Genomic DNA, 15,392 nt, shown 5'->3' on the forward strand with positions numbered 1-15,392 from the left:
AACTTCATGCGCCTTTCGTCGCTGGACTGCCAGTCGCCCCCCAGACCAGGTTGAAAGTTTAATCCATCAAGTTTGCACGTTTACCAGCACACCTCTTCAACGAACCGGAAATTTATGTACCGTAAAATGTCTTTTAACGATTCATCATCGGAAGTGATTAATAAATACCGCGGAACGGTCAGTGGACGCTGGTTTGACCTGATTAATCTGCAATTACAGAAACATGGGGTGGATCCATTACCTCCCGAGCATTTCAATATTCCTCTTGAAAGCTGGTCATACTGCGACAGGCCAGTCCCGGTTGATGGCGCTCGCAGGCTGCTCTACTGGGCCGTGGAGCAAACTGATAACCCGCTGTTACCGGTCGATCTGGGGCTTTCACTCCAACCGCTTGATATCAAGTCGCTGGGTATCGTCTTATGGAGTGCTGCATCACTCAGGCAACGAATTGAAAAACTGGAGATGTATCAATCATTGGTCACGACAACTACCCGAATCATCTTCAATGAAAAAGCCGGGACAGCCACATTATTATTAATTGACAGTGATGCTCTCGATAAACAGGTCAACCTGACCACACATGGCATGATGGCCCTGGTTTCAGCTGTTACCAGGGTAATACGCTGGGACAATGAAGCCAAAATCACGATACACCTGCCATTTGAACAACCGACATACCACAAAAGACTTGAGGGGAAATTGGAAAGTACTCTGAAATTCTCCATGTCTCAGTTTCGCATAGAATTCAGTGTTGATGCACTGGATCAGCCTCTGCGCACCTCTGACCCAGAGCTGCTTCAGGCAAATGAATCACTGGTTCAGAAAAAGCTGTTAATGATCGAAAAAAGCAACCTTGTTTTAAAAGTCAGTCGCTCACTCCTGGAGTTGAGCCCGCTTATACCGCCAACGACTGGTGAAATGGCAAGCCTGATGAATATGAGCAGTCGTACATTCCAGAGAAAACTGACAGAGCTGGGGCTGAGTTACCGGGAACTGGTTAACAAAATACGCCATGAAAAAGCGATTGCCCTGATTGAGTCCGGCGATACGCCCCTTTCCACTGTCGCCTATGAGTTAGGGTTTGGCGATTTGAGCAGTTTTTCCAGAGCGTTTAAAAGCTGGACAGGTTTGTCGCCAAGGCAGTACCACAATGTCCAATCCTTCAACGTTTAAAAATAAAAACGGTACGAAATATGGCTCAAATCAAACCCTTTATTGACAGTCGGTAACAAACAAGTACATGGCGCACTCTGCCAAGTTTTTGATGGAACATTGATGTAAAGTGAAGACCTCAACGTTACCAGACAAGACCCTGAGTTACAGATATTTTCGGGGCGGGTCACTCTGTGCAAATAAAAAAGGAGTCACTATGACTGCTCAATTTGATATCAAAAACTGGCAATCAACCTACGATCGTAAATGGTCACCCCTGGAAAGTGCGGCAAATGAAATCCAGTCCGGGGACAGGGTTTGGATTGGTGGTGCCAATGGTGTTGCTATCCCGGTTCTTAAACAGCTTTGTCATCGTAAAGATGAATTGAAAGACGTTGAATTGTTCGGCGCACTATTAATGTTTCCTTTTGATTTTCTCAAGGCACAATTTAAAGGCCACATCAATTACAACTGTTTATTTACCGGGCCACTGGAGAGAAAATTTCTGGGACCTCATGGCAATATAAAGATTAATTCTGTGCATTTTTCCCAGACGCAGAGCTTTATGAAAAACATCATGAAGCCGAATGTTCTGTTGATGGAAGTTTCCCGACCTGATGAAAATGGCTTTATGAGTCTGGGTCATATCGGTGCCCTGTTAGGCGACAGCGTGGTCGAAAATGCCGAAAAGGTGATCGTGGTTGTTAACGACCAGGTACCCTATCTTAAAGGTGAAAGTAACTTTGTTCATGTAGACCAGATTGACAAACTGGTTGAATGCAATCACGAACTGCCCTTCGCGCCACAGGCCCAGCCAAGCGAACTGGAACAGAGTATTGCGAGCCACATTCTGCCTTACATTAATGATGGAGACACCATTCAGATCGGTTTTGGCGGACTCTCAGATGCGGTTGCCTATGGTTTGGAAAACAAAAAGAATCTGGGCGTGCATTCGGAAATGATGACAGACTCCCTGCTGCACCTGATTAAAATTGGCGCTATTGATAACAGCAATAAAACCATTGACAAAAACAAACTGGTTTACGGACTGGCTGTAGGAAGTCGGGACCTTCTGGATTTTCTGGATAACAACGACGACACCCATGTCATGCCCCTGTCAACGCTGAACAGGCCGGAAGAAATAGCTAAACAGGATAATTTCATTTCCATCAACGGAGCTCTGATGTGCGACCTGACCGGCCAGATTGCGGCTGAAGGTGTTGGTCTGAACCAGATTTCATGCACAGGTGGTCAGCTTGATTTTGTTCGCGGCGCTGGCATGTCCAAAGGTGGTAAGTCCTTTATCGCCCTGTCGTCTGTCTTCAAAGGCAAAAACGGCCTGGAATCCCGCATTCAACTGACCCTGCCCGCCGGAACACCGGTGACCACACCACGCAGTGACGCTATGTTCATTGTCACAGAGTACGGTGTTGCCGACGTGCACAACAAACCCCTCAAAGACCGTACTGCAGCCCTGATTGCCATCTCTCATCCGGATTTCCGCGAGCCCCTCACTGCCCAGGCACGTGAAGCAGGTCTGATCGACTAAAACGGACATTTTCTCTTCTGCGAACCTTGATTAATTCTGCAAAGGTCGATCGATGCTTAGGCTTTTAAATTGGAGAATGCTATCGTCTCTGAAGAGACGACCATTGTAGAATAGCTCCAGAGGCTTGCTTTGCAAGCCTGGCTCAGATCCCCGCCTTCACGTCCTCGGTGATGATTACGGGGTTTTTAGCGGGGATTCAATAAACGGAGGAGGGCAGGCGATGCAGTCTCACAATCTTCTGGCAGGGCTAGTCATCGGCTTGTTTCTGACGGGGTGTTCTTATCATGGTCGACCAGAAGAAAAGTCGATGTGTACCGAAAGCTGGTATGAGTATGCAGAGTCGAGAGTACCCACAGGCGATGGCATGGGACACGGCCCTGATCCCGGCTCCACGGAATGGCGCTCCGTTGTGGAATTCAGACTCAACTTACGAGATCAGAACCTGTTGCCTGATCGATCAAGCGATCAATGGTGTCGGGCTATCGATCAATTTTTAAAAGCCCATGACGGATAGTTTTACCTTCACCGGAATCGCCTGAGCTGATCATTTCGTCATAGGCTGAAGACATCACCATATCCAGTTGATCCGACAGATCCTTGCCTAAAGTGTATTTGGCCTCGAAAATGCTGTGAAAGACTTTGGGCTTATTTTCTGCATGCTCGGTAAGCCATTCCCTGTCGTTAATCCGGCACAAATAGATGTCACCTTCAGCCGAAATCAGCTCCAGATGTGTCTGCTTTTGGCGAACAACGGCAGTCAGTGTTTTCAGATTCATAACCTTGCCTCACGAATGTTTTCTGAGTAACCAGGATCCCATGAAGGGGTTGTCCAGCCTTTGGCTTCTGCCAGCCGGTTCCGCCTCAGGAATGTGAATTGCGATGACGCGCATCAGTTTAGAAACAGAATTGGATTCAACATCCAGCATGACTACAGAGCCACCCTGTTCAAGGTGATCATGGAAAGGCTGGAGCCTGAAGTTGTCACTGGAAGCGCCGATCAACCCCCCCAGCCAAGTCGAGTAACCCAGTACCACCATGCATGCGAAAAAAGTGACCACCGGGGCAACCGGATGCGCAGCCATTAATTCATGGACCGCAAGGCCGGTCAGTACTGTCAGCAGGATACCAATGAGAAAACCTCTCTCACCTGAACGAACCGTGTCGTATTCTTCGATAAAGGACAGATCATTCAAATGCTTTTTCTGCGTCGCCAGATGATCTTTGTGAGCGATGTGGATTCGATTGTGAGAGACCCCTTCAGCTTCGGCAAGGTCGTTCAGCTTTTGGGCGAAGGCGAGGTCAGGCAGACGATAGAGTACTCTTAACATACAAAACACCTTCTTGCGGTGATTAAGTAAGGTCTCAAAACTCAATATTAGAGCTATTACGGATGATTGGCGAATTTAGATCACTTAGAAAGCATCAGGGCTTTTTGGCGCACCTTTCCTTGACAAACTCCCTGAAGGTTCGGTCGGCCAGAGAGGTCACTTTTTTTCGCCAGACCATGACAATTTCCAGTTTTACCGACTTAGTGAAAGTCACAAAAATTTGGTATTTACTTTGCGTGATGGGCTCAGACATTGGGGTTATAGCACGATCGTCTTCATTCTTACACTGGTTTCAAATTCAACGCTCAATTCAAACCTGAGCCAGAGGGGCGTCGGGTGATGAAGGCGAAGCACCGGAACGAACTGGAAGCATACGTTAGATGCGCTAACAAGATTGTTATGAACTTTATGATGAATGAGCACTCTAGAGAGAAAACATGAAAGGAATATACTGTGAATTCAGCCCCTATCCAGCCCTTTGGGTCAACAAACTTTCAAGCCTGTGCTGCAACCAGTCAAGTTACGACGTCTGAAGATTATCATTCATCTCAGGTGTTTATACCCAGAGGTAATGAATACTTTGATTTGCAAAGATTAATCACCACCAGAAAAGTGGCAAAAGTAAAAAACGGACACATACTTAGTTCTTCTACCACTAAAGATAACGCATTCCCATTGTGGCTGAGAATACCATCAGATAAACCTGATAATGCTTTTTGGACCTCCACTCTAAAAAAAGACGCCACAAACAATAAAAGTACAACTGCCTGGATAGAGTGGTGTAGAGAAAATAGTTTGAGATTCTGGTTAGGAAACGATGCTGCTCAGTTTAAAGTTTCAGAAACGGCAAAAATATTAAAGATTGATTCCTTTGAAAAATATGAAAATTTAGTGAAAAACTTCCCCCATGCAGAAAATGATGATTATATCGACTGGGAACGAGTAGCTACCGAGTTTGATGCTGTGCATTGCACAGAAGATTTTTGTATTCCGGGATGGAATTGTGAATCAACAGCTTGGTTAAATACAGATAAATTAGCATTCCAGAAATCTATAAGCTCAGAAGAAATTGACTTGTAGAATGAACGATTGAGCACCTGACAGAAGTAATAACATGATCGATCTTGCCACACCTGCTTATCGAAAAGCCTGCTTTGCCCTGGCACTGGGATCGTTCCTGATATTCTGCAACCTGTATCTGTTTCAGCCACTGATTCCGGTCATGGCCGATCAATTCTCGGTTTCTGTACTTAAGGCCAATAGCCTTCTGGCGGCAAGCACTACGGGTCTGGCGCTGACCCTGTTGCCCTGGGCCATTCTTTCAGAAAAGCTGGGCCGTTACCCCGTGATGATGATCAGCCTGGCGCTGATCCCTCTGACAGGACTGGGTATCCTCCTTTCAAACAGCCTGACTGTTATGATTGTTACCCGGGCAGTTCTGGGCATCGCCCTGGCCGGTTTTGCGGCCGTAGCAGTGGCCTATATGGCAGAAGAATTCACCCAAAGCGCTCTTACGATGGCTGTCGGCACTTATATCAGCGCTAACTCCCTGGGTGGAATCTGTGGTCGTATCTTTGGGGGATTGGTCTGCGAACAGTGGAACTGGGAAACAGCCGTTGCGACCATGGCGCTGTTCAGCCTGCTGTGTGCGCTGATTGTCTATGCGTTATTGCCCAGGGCGGTTCATTTTCAACAAGAACCCGGGTTCAGTGTTAAGGAAGCCATCGACAATATTGCCGGGCACCTGCAAAACCCGAAATTGTCACTGGCTGTATTAATGGGTGGACTGAACTTTGCCCTGTTCGTCAATCTATACACCGTAACAGGTCTCAGACTGATTGCTCCCCCCTACTCTCTTCCCGCAGGCTGGACTGCATTGATTTTTCTCTGCTACCTGAGCGGCACCCTCTCTTCCCGACTCAGTGGGCACTGGCGTAAGCAACACACCACTACTCAGGGCCTGTTGATCGGAACATTTATGAGCATGAGTGGCGTATGGGTCGCCAGCCTGCAGGAATTAACGGCGGTAATTATCGGATTGCTGCTGATCAGTTCCGGTGCATTCTTTGTTCACTCTCTGGCTTATGGCTGGGTCAGTCATCATGCAACCCGTGCCAAAGCTACGGCTAGCGCACTGTATCTTGTTGCTTATTATCTGGGAGGCAGTCTGGGAGGATTTCTACTGATCGCTTGCTGGCAGAAGGCCGCCTGGCAAGGAGTATTAATGGGTTCAATGACGCTCTACGGATTAATGTACTGGATCTGTTTCAGACTAAAAAAATACGACTCCAGGCGTCAAACACCGACGATAGCCTCGCCTTGAATAAAATAAAGATTGCCTCGTCCGCTATCCCGTCCTGAATCAATTGATTGCAGGACGGGACAAACAGTCAGATTAATGGCCGTAGCGATCCAGCAGTACTTCAAACATGGCACGAACCCCGAAAGCTTCTCCACCTACAGGACGACCTGGCTGATTACGAATATTCCAGGCCATGATATCAAAGTGAACCCAGGGAATGTCCTTGCCGACAAACTCCTGCAGGTAGAGTGCCGCAGTAATAGAACCCCCATAAGGCTCCCTGGCACAGTTGGTCATGTCAGCGATTTCGCTTTTAAGCATGTATTTGTAGCCCTTGTGCAACGGCAGGCGCCAGACCGGGTCCTCCGTTTTATCACCTGCCTGCATCAGTTCACACGCCAAAGCCGTATCGTCGGTATAAAAGCCACCCACTTCAGTACCCAGGGCTATACGGCAGGCGCCAGTCAGCGTGGCGAAATCGACAATCATTTCAGGATTTTCGGCACTGGCCTCGGTCAGAGCCTCACACAAAACCAGACGACCTTCTGCATCGGTGTTGTGAATTTCTACTGTCAGACCCTGGCGGGTTTTCACAACATCGCCGGGACGCAGGGCATTGCCGGCAACCGCATTTTCTACGGCTGGAATCAGCATTCTCAGACGAACAGGCAGATTGAAGTCCATAATCAAACGCGCCAGTCCAATGACGTGAGCGGCACCGCCCATATCTTTTTTCATCAAGCGCATACCCGCTGAGCCTTTCATGTCCAGACCACCACTGTCGAAGCAGACGCCCTTACCCACCAGAGTAATCAATGGATGCTTCTCGTCACCCCAGGTCATATCGATAAGTCGTGGCGCATGGCTACTGGCACGGCCTACCGCATGAATGGTGGGGTAATTTTGGGCCAACAGCTCATCACCTACAATCTGACTGACTTTGCCACCGAACTCTTCAGCCAGCTTTGCCACTGCCTCGCCCAAATGCTCAGGCATCATATCACCTGCCGGGGTGTTCACCAGATCACGAACGCTAGCCACCGCTTTAACATACTTTTCAGCTTCTTCAACCTGAGCCTGGCTCGGCAGAATCAACCTTGGACACTCTTTCTGATCAGTTTTTTTGTAGCGGTTAAACTGATAGGCACCCAGTCCCCAGCTGAATGCAGCCAGTTTGAGCAGGTTTTCATCCCCCTGAAGTTTGTAGTCTCCGGCTGGCAGCTGATTGACCAGATCACCGCAGATAAAGTGACTGGAGAGATCTTCAACCCCCACAATGACCTGCCCCATGACACCTTCTTCACCGGGGATCAGACTGATGCCTTTTCCTTTGTAGTCTGTGCAGGTCAGCCAGTTCTGAAGAGGCTCTGACTGCTCATCAAACCAACGATCATAATCTGAAGTTTCAATCAGAGTCAGAGGAATACCGTGGTCACCAGCCAGCAAATAGGAAAGCATAGGTCTCTACCATTTGGGAATAAAAGGAATTAAAAGACAACAATATCGAAAGAAGGTACTCAGTATCGAGGCAGCCTGCACACCCTGTGCGGTAGCAGATGCATGGGGCAAACCGCAATATTGCCGTTTGCCCCATGCTATCAGAGCCACATTAACCATGCCAGTGGGCATAGCGTTTTTGGAGCTGCGGCAGGCTTAAGAATCCATAATCAACCTGCCAGACTCCAGTCGAAAAACTCGATCCATCTGCCTGGCAAGATTCATGTCATGGGTTACCACAATAAAACTGGTCTTGAACTCTCTGCTGAGAGTCGCCATTAAACCGTGCACTTTTTCAGCAGTGTTAGGATCAAGGTTACCCGTTGGTTCATCCATAAACACCAGATCAGGTTCGCCGACCAGGGCTCTGGCAATGGCTACACGCTGACGCTCACCTCCGGATAATTCTGCGGGCTTATGTTTGGCCCTTGCCAGCAACCCCACTGCTTCCAACAGCCGTTCGGCGCTCTCCTTAATCTGCCTGATGGGCATTTTCTTTCTCAGCAGCAGCGGCATAGAGACATTTTCCAGGGCGGTGAACTCGGGTAACAGATGATGAAACTGGTACACAAAACCGAGGTGGCGATTTCTCAGCTCATTTTGCCGGGCCTCTTTCATCGTCGACAGGTCATGGCCGCAGACTTTGATTTCACCGGAAGAAGGACAATCCAGTCCGGCCAGCAGTTGCAGTAATGTCGTCTTCCCTGAACCGGAGCTGCCCACCACCGCTAACCTTTCAGATGGACCGACGACCAGGTTCAAGTCTTTCAAGACTTCCAGTTTTTCAGGGCCTTCATCAAAACTTTTGGCAAGCGCCCTGCACTCCAATATTGCTCTTACTGACTCAGTCATAACGAAGTGCCTCTGCTGGCTGGGTTTTAGAGGCTCTCCAGGCGGGATACAGAGTGGCCAGGAAACTCATGGAAAGACCTGCAATACTGATGGCAGCAACATCGCGCCACTGCAATTCAGAAGGCAGATAACTGATAAAATAAACGTCCGGACTGAGGAACTGGATACCCAGTGAGGACTCAAGAGCTGAGATCATTTCAGAAACGTTCAAGGCAGCAATAATACCGAGTACAACCCCCAGTAATGTGCCCACAACACCAATGAGAGAGCCCTGTACCATAAAGATACCCATGATAGTTTTCGGACTGGCGCCCAGTGTTCTCAGAATAGCGATATCTGATTGCTTGTCAGTCACCACCATCACCAGAGTAGAAACGATATTGAATGCCGCTACCGCAACAATCAACGTCAACAGCAGGCCCACCATGGTTTTTTCCATCTGGATCGCCTGAAACAGTTGCCCCTGGGTTCGAGTCCAGTCCTGCACGTAGTAACGACCTGGCAGCTGAATGGCAACATCCCAGGCCAGTTTGGGTGCAGCAAACAGGTTTTCCATTTTCAGCCGGACGCCTTCAACACCTTCCGGGACTCTCATGAATCGTGCAGCGTCCTGAATGTTGATATAAGCCAGACTGCCATCCACTTCAGCGCCCACTGAAAAGATACCAACCACAGTAAAACGCTTGAGCCTGGGGAAAACACCGGCAAGGTTCACATTCGCCTCGGGTAGAACCATGGTCACCTTGTCACCAAGCGTCACACCAAGGGACTGGGCCATGATCTCACCCAGCACTATACCAAACTCACCGGGTTTTAGGTTGTCGAGAGATCCCTGCTCCATATGCTGAGTAACGATTGAAACCTGCTTTTCGTAGGCCGGATCAATCCCGAAAACCATCGCCCCCCGAACCTGACTGCCACTGGTCAGCATCCCCTGACCATCGACAAAAGGAGCTGCAGCAACAATCCCTTCCTGCCTGGAGACCTGTTCGAGAATATTCTGCCAGTCGTGCATGCCGCCGGATGCCGAGGTAATGGTGGCATGGGGAACCATGCCCAGAATACGCTGTTTCAGTTCCCGGTCAAAACCGTTCATGACAGACATGACAATAATCAGTACGCAGACCCCCAGGGTCAGCCCAACCATCGACATGAGTGAAATAAAGGAAATAAAGTGATTCCTTCGTTTGGCCCGGGTATACCTGAGGCCGACAAAAAACGGTAATGGTCTGAACATTTAGAATTTATGAGGCGTCAATAGTTGCGAAGTTCGCTATTATAACCCCAACGGCCCGGTACAATAAGGCTGTTTGCATTTCCTTGCAAAAGCGACAGTCTCCCATAACAATAACCGGGGCTGCAGAGCTGTTGCAGCCAACCCATGAGAATAAGAAAGTAGCGAGAAAAGTATGCTTGTTATGAAACATCTATTAACAATATCGTCATTAGCCCTATCCATGACCTTGTTGGGTCTTGTCAGTTTCAACCAGCATGCTTTTGCAGCAGAACCCGCCGACACCATTGCGGTGCCCGTTGGCAGTCAGTCGGCTGAACTTCGCAGCACAGTTCTGTTGCCAGAAAGAGGTCAAAGCATGGATTCCGTCAAGGATCGTCTGGGACCACCTGAAATATCTGAAACGGTTGGCAAGCCCGCAATTACCAGTTGGAAGTACCAGGACATGACCGTTTATTTTGAAGGTAAAACCGTTCTGCGAGCGGTTGTTCACCCCAACTTCCAACAAGCCGAGCCAACCGCTGTCGCCACTGATTCGGCTGTCAGACAGCCCTGAGCAGAGAAAACCACTAAAATTGGCGACCGTGTTTAAACAGTCGTCTTTTTATATCACCAATAGGCCTGCATAATCAGGCTATAATTTCGTCCGGCTTTTATCTTGTGGGTTTATCAATCTTTTCATGTGGATAGCAATAATCATGCACTATCGTTTTACACGATTTTTTGACTATCTTCAGCAGTTATCGAACACTTATCACCAGTCTTATCATGGCACTGTAGAACAAAGCTTCTTTTTTATTCTTCTTTTCATTGAAAAATAGGTTTGTCTAACAAGCCAAAGATGGGCCACCCTGTCCTCCACCCATGGGTCATTCAAAACGGTTTTCTGGTAATGATATTTGAGCAAATCCAAAAACAATACGTTCAAGTAAGACCGCAATTCACGCTTACAACTCATTAAGCTCGACTCCAACTCCTCAAGCGAATTGTCCAGGTCAAGCTGCTCAAAATCCCGATTTTTGAGTAAAAATACCTGCTGCTCCAACCACTTGTAGTAATCAATTTCGTACAAACTTTTCATCATTTCCCTCCTGAAAATCCTGTTAAAGCTCGTCGATTTCGGCCCTGCCAAGCTCTTCATCTCTGGGCTCAACGTCGGGCACTTCCTCACAGGGTAGATTAATAATGCCGGTAAGAAAGTTGTCCCAGACCTCCAGCAACTTAAGTACTCAACCATACGAAATCATATTTTCTGACTTATTGTTCAGGCACTCGCGGCAACTGCTCCTGCGTTGCTCTAGCTCCTGCATCCATGCAGTCGTGATGCGTTGCAACTCTGGTCACATAGCTTGCTATGTTCCCGTCGTTGCGCCTTGCAGAGCACCTGCCCAATAAGCCAGAAATATTCGATTCCGCATGGCTGAGTACTTAATCTTCAGCTTCAAATAACCAAACCCTTCACAGTTCGTTTCCCTGACGTTAGTGGCTAAATTGTGGACAAGAATCAAGTCACGGTAAGAATGCCCTTACCCTTTTTACTAAGTCCTGTTAAGAACCGTTGCAACACCTGTAGTTCGCATAGCCCGACAAGGGGATATCAGAGCTGCTTACTTTTACATAACCTTCCCGCTTCGACGAACACATCTTTGGTGTTGAAAATCAAAATCAATGGTTTGAAGAACAGAGAACACCACCTTCAGAGAGCCTTCAGTTATAAGTCAACCATAAACTGTTTCGCTGTCATTCCCGGAAATTGTTGTGTCTGCAACTGCCACCTGAACCGGCCACATCCTCCCCCACAACGAGCATCACATCAGTGCTATGTCCGTAATGGTCAAAGGGACACTTTAATAGGTTGGCAGGATCAGATATCGTCTCAGCATGGGGTCCACAGAAGTCACATATTGGCATATGCCATCTAACGACAGCGGTTGCATCGGGCGGGGTATCTCGGGATATGAAGATATCCTGATATCGCGGTTTATCGCCAGTAGAACATTCTGTAAGCATGACATCCTTATAATGGAGGCCAAGTTTACTGATATTTAAGTAATCGGGTGGCATTGAGTCAGTCTCCGGATTATGTACCCCGTGCATGCAAGAACTGTCTGATCCAGCCCTGAAAGAGTAAGACGCGCTATGATCGGAATCATAATTTCTTACAAAATAAATAACTCCATCCAGTGCGTGAACACTTCCGAACGCGAGCGCAAGAATCGTTGACCCTGCTAGTCTGGAAATCAGCTTCATACTTCTCTCCTACTGATGAGTTGACGAGTGATCTCTTCCGCTATCAATCCCGAAAATTGTCGTGCCTGCAACTGCCACCTGAACCGGGCACATCCTGACCCACAACGAGCATTACATCAGTGCTATATCCGTAATGGTCAAAGGGACACTTCAATAGGTTGGCAGGATCAGATTTCGTCTTGGCATAGGGTCCACATGTGTCACATACTGGCATATGCCATCTAACGACAGCGGTTGCCTTGGGCGGGGTGTCCCGGGATATGACGATATCCTGATATCGCGGTTTATCGCCATCGCCACAGTCTGTAAATATGACATCCCTGTAATGGAGGCCAAGCTTGCTGATGTTTAAGTAACCGGGAGGCATTGAGTCAGTACCCGGAGTATAAACCCCGTACATGCAAGAACTGTCTGACCCAGCCCTGAAAGAGTAGGACACGCTATGGTCGGAATCATAGTTTCTTATAAAATAAATAACCCGGTCCAGTGCGTGCACACTTCCGAACGCGAGCGCAAGAATCGTTGACCCTGCCAGTCTGAAAATCAGCTTCATACTTCTCACCTACTGATGAGTTAACCAAGCAGACAGGGTATGAGGCCTCATACCCTTTTGTCGCCTGCATCGTACCGGAAATTATAGCTCTGATTTACTACCACCTGATTAACCTGAAATGATCTTCCTGAATATCAAAAACACCTTTAAGTTTCCTGGAGTTGGAAAAAATGGGGAGATCCATAAAAATCAGCTCATACTCTCCGATATCCTTTACCAACCATCTCAGGCAATCTGTGGAATCACGGCGTTTTTGCCAAAGATCAGTGCCATTTACTTTTTCATAATCTTCCAGCTTCGATGAATACCTTTTCGGCGTTGAAAATCACGATCAATGGTTTGATGGGTGATCTCTTCGACAACAAATTCTGACCCAACACGCTCATCCAGTTTGAATTTTCTAAAATTGTTTGAGAAATAGAGAACACCGCCCTTGCTCAGCCTCTTTACTGCCAGTTCAATTAACCTGAAATGGTCTCTCTGAACATCAAAAACATCTTTTAGCTTTCTGGAGTTGGAGAAGGTGGGAGGGTCCATAAAAATCAGATCATACTCGCTGATATCTTTTTCCAGCCATTTCAGGCAATCTTCCCGCTCCATTCGGTGACGCCGCTCGCTCAGACCGTTCAGGGCCAGATTCTTTTTACCCCAGTCGAGATAGGTATTGGAAAGATCCACACTGGTAGAAGACACGGCTCCCCCCATAGCGGCATGAACGGTTGCTGTGGCGGTATAACAGAACAGGTTGAGGAAACGTTTGCCCGCCGCTTCTTTCTGCAGTCTCATTCTCATCAGTCGGTGATCCAGAAACAGACCCGTATCCAGATAATCATGCAGATTAACCAATAAACGACATCCGCCCTCTTCAACTTCCATCATCTGCTTCTGTTCGTCTTGTCGTCCGTACTGACTGGAACCTGATTGCCGCTCACGTCGTTTGAGGACAATATTTTCATCCGGTATATTCAGCACCTCAGGCGTCACTGCCAGGGCTTCGATTAACCGCTCCTGAGCTTTTTCCTCGTTAATGGATTTAGGCGCTGCATACTCCTGAACATGCACCCAGTCACGATACACATCTACCGCTACAGCGTATTCCGGCATGTCGGCATCATAGAGACGATAGCAGTCAATGTTGTTGTTTCTGGCCCATTTGCTCATCTGCCTGAAATTTTTCTTCAACCGATTGGCAAACATGTTAGCCCCTTCAGAAATATAGGTAACTGTTCTGGCCTCTGGTTGATTCCGTTCCTGTTTTTCTGCAACGGCCTCTCTCGCTTCACGGCTGCGAATATCATAAAGAAAGAGCTTACAGGGCAGTGCACCGTTAAAGAGTGAATAACTCTTTTTTGGCCCCATTCCGAGATTTTTCACCAGACTGGGCGTGCCGGTAAATATGCCTGCTTGCCAACCCGGGCAATGCTCCTTCAGCTTTTCACCCAGATGTTTGTAGAGGTAGACCAGACTGGCTTCATCGCCCATACGTTCACCGTAGGGAGGATTACAAACCACCAATCCGGCACCTATGTCTGAATCCATCGCCAAATCCTTGAGCTCCTGCTGTCGTATCCTGACCCTTTTCGACAGCCCTACCCTTTCCAGGTTGGATTTGGCACGATGAGCAACAGAACCCAGACCTTCAAAGCCAGTAATATCCGAACTCAGGGTAGCCAGCCCCTGTTGCCGACGCTCCCTGGCTTCCTCCAGCACTTTCATCCACACCTTTGGCACATGCCCCATCCAACGGTCAAAACCGAAACGGGTCCGGAGCAGACCGGGGGCAATATCAGCCGCCATCATGGCTCCTTCTATTAGCAGAGTACCGGCGCCGCACATGGGGTCCATTAACGGTTTGCCCTGTGCCGCCATTTCAGGCCAGCCAGCCCTTATCAGAATCGCCGCAGCCAGATTCTCCTTCAGAGGCGCTTCACCTGATTCCTGACGATAGCCCCGTTGATGCAAACTCTGGCCTGACAGGTCAATAGACACAAACGCTGTTTTTCCCCTGGCATGAACATTGATTCTTAAATCGGGGTTAGTGGCATTCACAGAGGGTCGCCAGCCATAGTCATCTCTTAACTGGTCAACGATGGCGTCTTTAACGACCTGGGCACCGAATCGGGTGTGATTGATATCTGGCGTGGAGCCGGTGAAGTCGACCCGAAAGCTGCTCTGCCTGTCGAGATGATCATCCCACTCAAACGTTCTGACACCCTGATACAGGCTGTCTTTATTCTCAGATCGGATCTCACCCAGCCGCAATAAAATCCTGCTTGCCAGTCTGGACCAGAGACAACTGCGATAAGCAACCTCAAGACTGCCCCTGAAACTCACGCCAGCGACAGTTTCCTGGACAGATTCAGCACCCAGATCCGTCAACTCTCTGGCCAGCAGGATTTCCAGCCCCTTGGGGCAGCTGGCGAAGAGTTCCAGAGAACGCTCTGTAAGAGGCGTATTCATAACTTATATTCCAAAAAAATTTAAAAACTCAATACTTATTAGGATTGATTTCTCGACAGCCTGTTCAAACTTCGTTAGAAATTAGACCGTAGACTTTCCCTGTACGTTTGCTCTCTGGTTTTTTCCCAGTTCCCTCGTTACATGCAACTTGCATATGACCTGGTGGGCTTCCGGAGTTATCACAACAGACCGGATCGGGGAATATTCCAAGTGCT

Annotated in this window: 14 protein-coding genes; 6 read left to right on the forward strand and 8 right to left on the reverse strand. The window is 48.2% G+C overall.

From position 1 onward, the window contains the following. The first annotated feature begins 126 nt into the window (after nucleotides 1-126). The 3 genes from ACOMHB_RS17265 (at nucleotide 127) to ACOMHB_RS17275 (ending at nucleotide 3,215) form a co-directional block, all read left to right on the forward strand. Nucleotides 127-1,173 carry an AraC family transcriptional regulator gene (locus ACOMHB_RS17265; RefSeq protein ID WP_422138386.1) on the forward strand — a complete coding sequence of 349 codons (1,047 nt, stop codon included), beginning with the start codon at nucleotides 127-129 and terminating at the stop codon, nucleotides 1,171-1,173. A gap of 196 nt (nucleotides 1,174-1,369) precedes the next feature. Beyond that, a complete protein-coding gene (locus ACOMHB_RS17270; RefSeq protein ID WP_448217546.1) occupies nucleotides 1,370-2,701 on the forward strand; it encodes an acetyl-CoA hydrolase/transferase family protein in 1,332 nt (443 codons plus the stop codon). A gap of 220 nt (nucleotides 2,702-2,921) precedes the next feature. After that, nucleotides 2,922-3,215 (forward strand): hypothetical protein, encoded by a 294-nt coding sequence (locus ACOMHB_RS17275; RefSeq protein WP_422441882.1) that lies wholly within the window; start codon nucleotides 2,922-2,924, stop codon nucleotides 3,213-3,215. On the opposite strand, the gene ACOMHB_RS17280 is transcribed toward ACOMHB_RS17275, so the two are convergent. Next, nucleotides 3,181-3,477, reverse strand: coding sequence for a DUF6482 family protein (locus tag ACOMHB_RS17280; protein WP_448217547.1), 297 nt, complete (start codon nucleotides 3,475-3,477; stop codon nucleotides 3,181-3,183). The genes ACOMHB_RS17275 and ACOMHB_RS17280 overlap by 35 nt on opposite strands. A 9-nt stretch (nucleotides 3,478-3,486) precedes the next feature. After that, nucleotides 3,487-4,029 carry a hypothetical protein gene (locus tag ACOMHB_RS17285; protein WP_448217548.1) on the reverse strand — a complete coding sequence of 181 codons (543 nt, stop codon included), beginning with the start codon at nucleotides 4,027-4,029 and terminating at the stop codon, nucleotides 3,487-3,489. A gap of 453 nt (nucleotides 4,030-4,482) precedes the next feature. Here ACOMHB_RS17285 and ACOMHB_RS17290 point away from each other — a divergent pair, with 453 nt between their 5' ends. Together ACOMHB_RS17290 and ACOMHB_RS17295 are read left to right on the forward strand one after the other, a co-directional pair. Then, complete coding sequence (locus ACOMHB_RS17290; protein WP_448217549.1) at nucleotides 4,483-5,109, forward strand: hypothetical protein; 627 nt, start codon at nucleotides 4,483-4,485, stop codon at nucleotides 5,107-5,109. Nucleotides 5,110-5,143: 34 nt separating this feature from the next. Beyond that, complete coding sequence (locus ACOMHB_RS17295) at nucleotides 5,144-6,352, forward strand: MFS transporter (RefSeq protein ID WP_448217550.1); 1,209 nt, start codon at nucleotides 5,144-5,146, stop codon at nucleotides 6,350-6,352. A gap of 72 nt (nucleotides 6,353-6,424) precedes the next feature. On the opposite strand, the gene ACOMHB_RS17300 is transcribed toward ACOMHB_RS17295, so the two are convergent. The 3 genes from ACOMHB_RS17300 to ACOMHB_RS17310 form a co-directional block, all read right to left on the reverse strand. Next, nucleotides 6,425-7,789, reverse strand: coding sequence for a leucyl aminopeptidase family protein (locus ACOMHB_RS17300; RefSeq protein ID WP_448217551.1), 1,365 nt, complete (start codon nucleotides 7,787-7,789; stop codon nucleotides 6,425-6,427). Nucleotides 7,790-7,984: 195 nt separating this feature from the next. Next, nucleotides 7,985-8,680: an ABC transporter ATP-binding protein gene (locus tag ACOMHB_RS17305; RefSeq protein WP_448217552.1), complete on the reverse strand. Its 696-nt coding sequence runs from the start codon at nucleotides 8,678-8,680 to the stop codon at nucleotides 7,985-7,987. Next, nucleotides 8,673-9,917, reverse strand: a complete 1,245-nt coding sequence (locus ACOMHB_RS17310; protein ID WP_448217553.1) for a lipoprotein-releasing ABC transporter permease subunit — start codon at nucleotides 9,915-9,917, stop codon at nucleotides 8,673-8,675. Before ACOMHB_RS17310 ends, ACOMHB_RS17305 begins: the two co-directional genes overlap by 8 nt. Nucleotides 9,918-10,098: 181 nt before the next feature. Between ACOMHB_RS17310 and ACOMHB_RS17315 the strand changes: the two genes are divergently transcribed. Next, nucleotides 10,099-10,470 (forward strand): hypothetical protein, encoded by a 372-nt coding sequence (locus ACOMHB_RS17315; protein ID WP_448217554.1) that lies wholly within the window; start codon nucleotides 10,099-10,101, stop codon nucleotides 10,468-10,470. Nucleotides 10,471-10,680: 210 nt separating this feature from the next. On the opposite strand, the gene ACOMHB_RS17320 is transcribed toward ACOMHB_RS17315, so the two are convergent. The 3 genes from ACOMHB_RS17320 to rlmKL form a co-directional block, all read right to left on the reverse strand. Next, nucleotides 10,681-10,998, reverse strand: a complete 318-nt coding sequence (locus tag ACOMHB_RS17320) for a DUF29 family protein (protein ID WP_448217555.1) — start codon at nucleotides 10,996-10,998, stop codon at nucleotides 10,681-10,683. A 1,209-nt stretch (nucleotides 10,999-12,207) separates the two neighbouring features. Beyond that, on the reverse strand, nucleotides 12,208-12,717 hold the full coding sequence (locus tag ACOMHB_RS17325; protein ID WP_448217556.1) for a hypothetical protein: 510 nt from the start codon (nucleotides 12,715-12,717) through the stop codon (nucleotides 12,208-12,210). A 273-nt stretch (nucleotides 12,718-12,990) separates the two neighbouring features. Beyond that, the gene (gene rlmKL / locus ACOMHB_RS17330) at nucleotides 12,991-15,177 is read right to left on the reverse strand and encodes a bifunctional 23S rRNA (guanine(2069)-N(7))-methyltransferase RlmK/23S rRNA (guanine(2445)-N(2))-methyltransferase RlmL (RefSeq protein WP_448217557.1); all 2,187 of its coding nucleotides are present in this window, start codon (nucleotides 15,175-15,177) and stop codon (nucleotides 12,991-12,993) included. Nucleotides 15,178-15,392 lie beyond the last annotated feature (215 nt).

The organism is Endozoicomonas sp. 2B-B (assembly GCF_053470045.1).

Excerpts from the sequence above, each read along its gene's own strand:
- ACOMHB_RS17295 (WP_448217550.1), top strand. The coding sequence starts at position 5,144 with ATGATCGATCTTGCCACACCTGCTTATCGAAAAGCCTGCTTTGCCCTG.
- ACOMHB_RS17310 (WP_448217553.1), bottom strand. The coding sequence starts at position 9,917 with ATGTTCAGACCATTACCGTTTTTTGTCGGCCTCAGGTATACCCGGGCC.
- ACOMHB_RS17320 (WP_448217555.1), bottom strand. The coding sequence starts at position 10,998 with ATGATGAAAAGTTTGTACGAAATTGATTACTACAAGTGGTTGGAGCAG.
- ACOMHB_RS17325 (WP_448217556.1), bottom strand. The coding sequence starts at position 12,717 with ATGAAGCTGATTTTCAGACTGGCAGGGTCAACGATTCTTGCGCTCGCG.
- ACOMHB_RS17285 (WP_448217548.1), bottom strand. The coding sequence starts at position 4,029 with ATGTTAAGAGTACTCTATCGTCTGCCTGACCTCGCCTTCGCCCAAAAG.
- ACOMHB_RS17280 (WP_448217547.1), bottom strand. The coding sequence starts at position 3,477 with ATGAATCTGAAAACACTGACTGCCGTTGTTCGCCAAAAGCAGACACAT.
- rlmKL (WP_448217557.1), bottom strand. The coding sequence starts at position 15,177 with ATGAATACGCCTCTTACAGAGCGTTCTCTGGAACTCTTCGCCAGCTGC.
- ACOMHB_RS17265 (WP_422138386.1), top strand. The coding sequence starts at position 127 with ATGTCTTTTAACGATTCATCATCGGAAGTGATTAATAAATACCGCGGA.
- ACOMHB_RS17305 (WP_448217552.1), bottom strand. The coding sequence starts at position 8,680 with ATGACTGAGTCAGTAAGAGCAATATTGGAGTGCAGGGCGCTTGCCAAA.
- ACOMHB_RS17270 (WP_448217546.1), top strand. The coding sequence starts at position 1,370 with ATGACTGCTCAATTTGATATCAAAAACTGGCAATCAACCTACGATCGT.
- ACOMHB_RS17300 (WP_448217551.1), bottom strand. The coding sequence starts at position 7,789 with ATGCTTTCCTATTTGCTGGCTGGTGACCACGGTATTCCTCTGACTCTG.
- ACOMHB_RS17275 (WP_422441882.1), top strand. The coding sequence starts at position 2,922 with ATGCAGTCTCACAATCTTCTGGCAGGGCTAGTCATCGGCTTGTTTCTG.
- ACOMHB_RS17315 (WP_448217554.1), top strand. The coding sequence starts at position 10,099 with ATGAAACATCTATTAACAATATCGTCATTAGCCCTATCCATGACCTTG.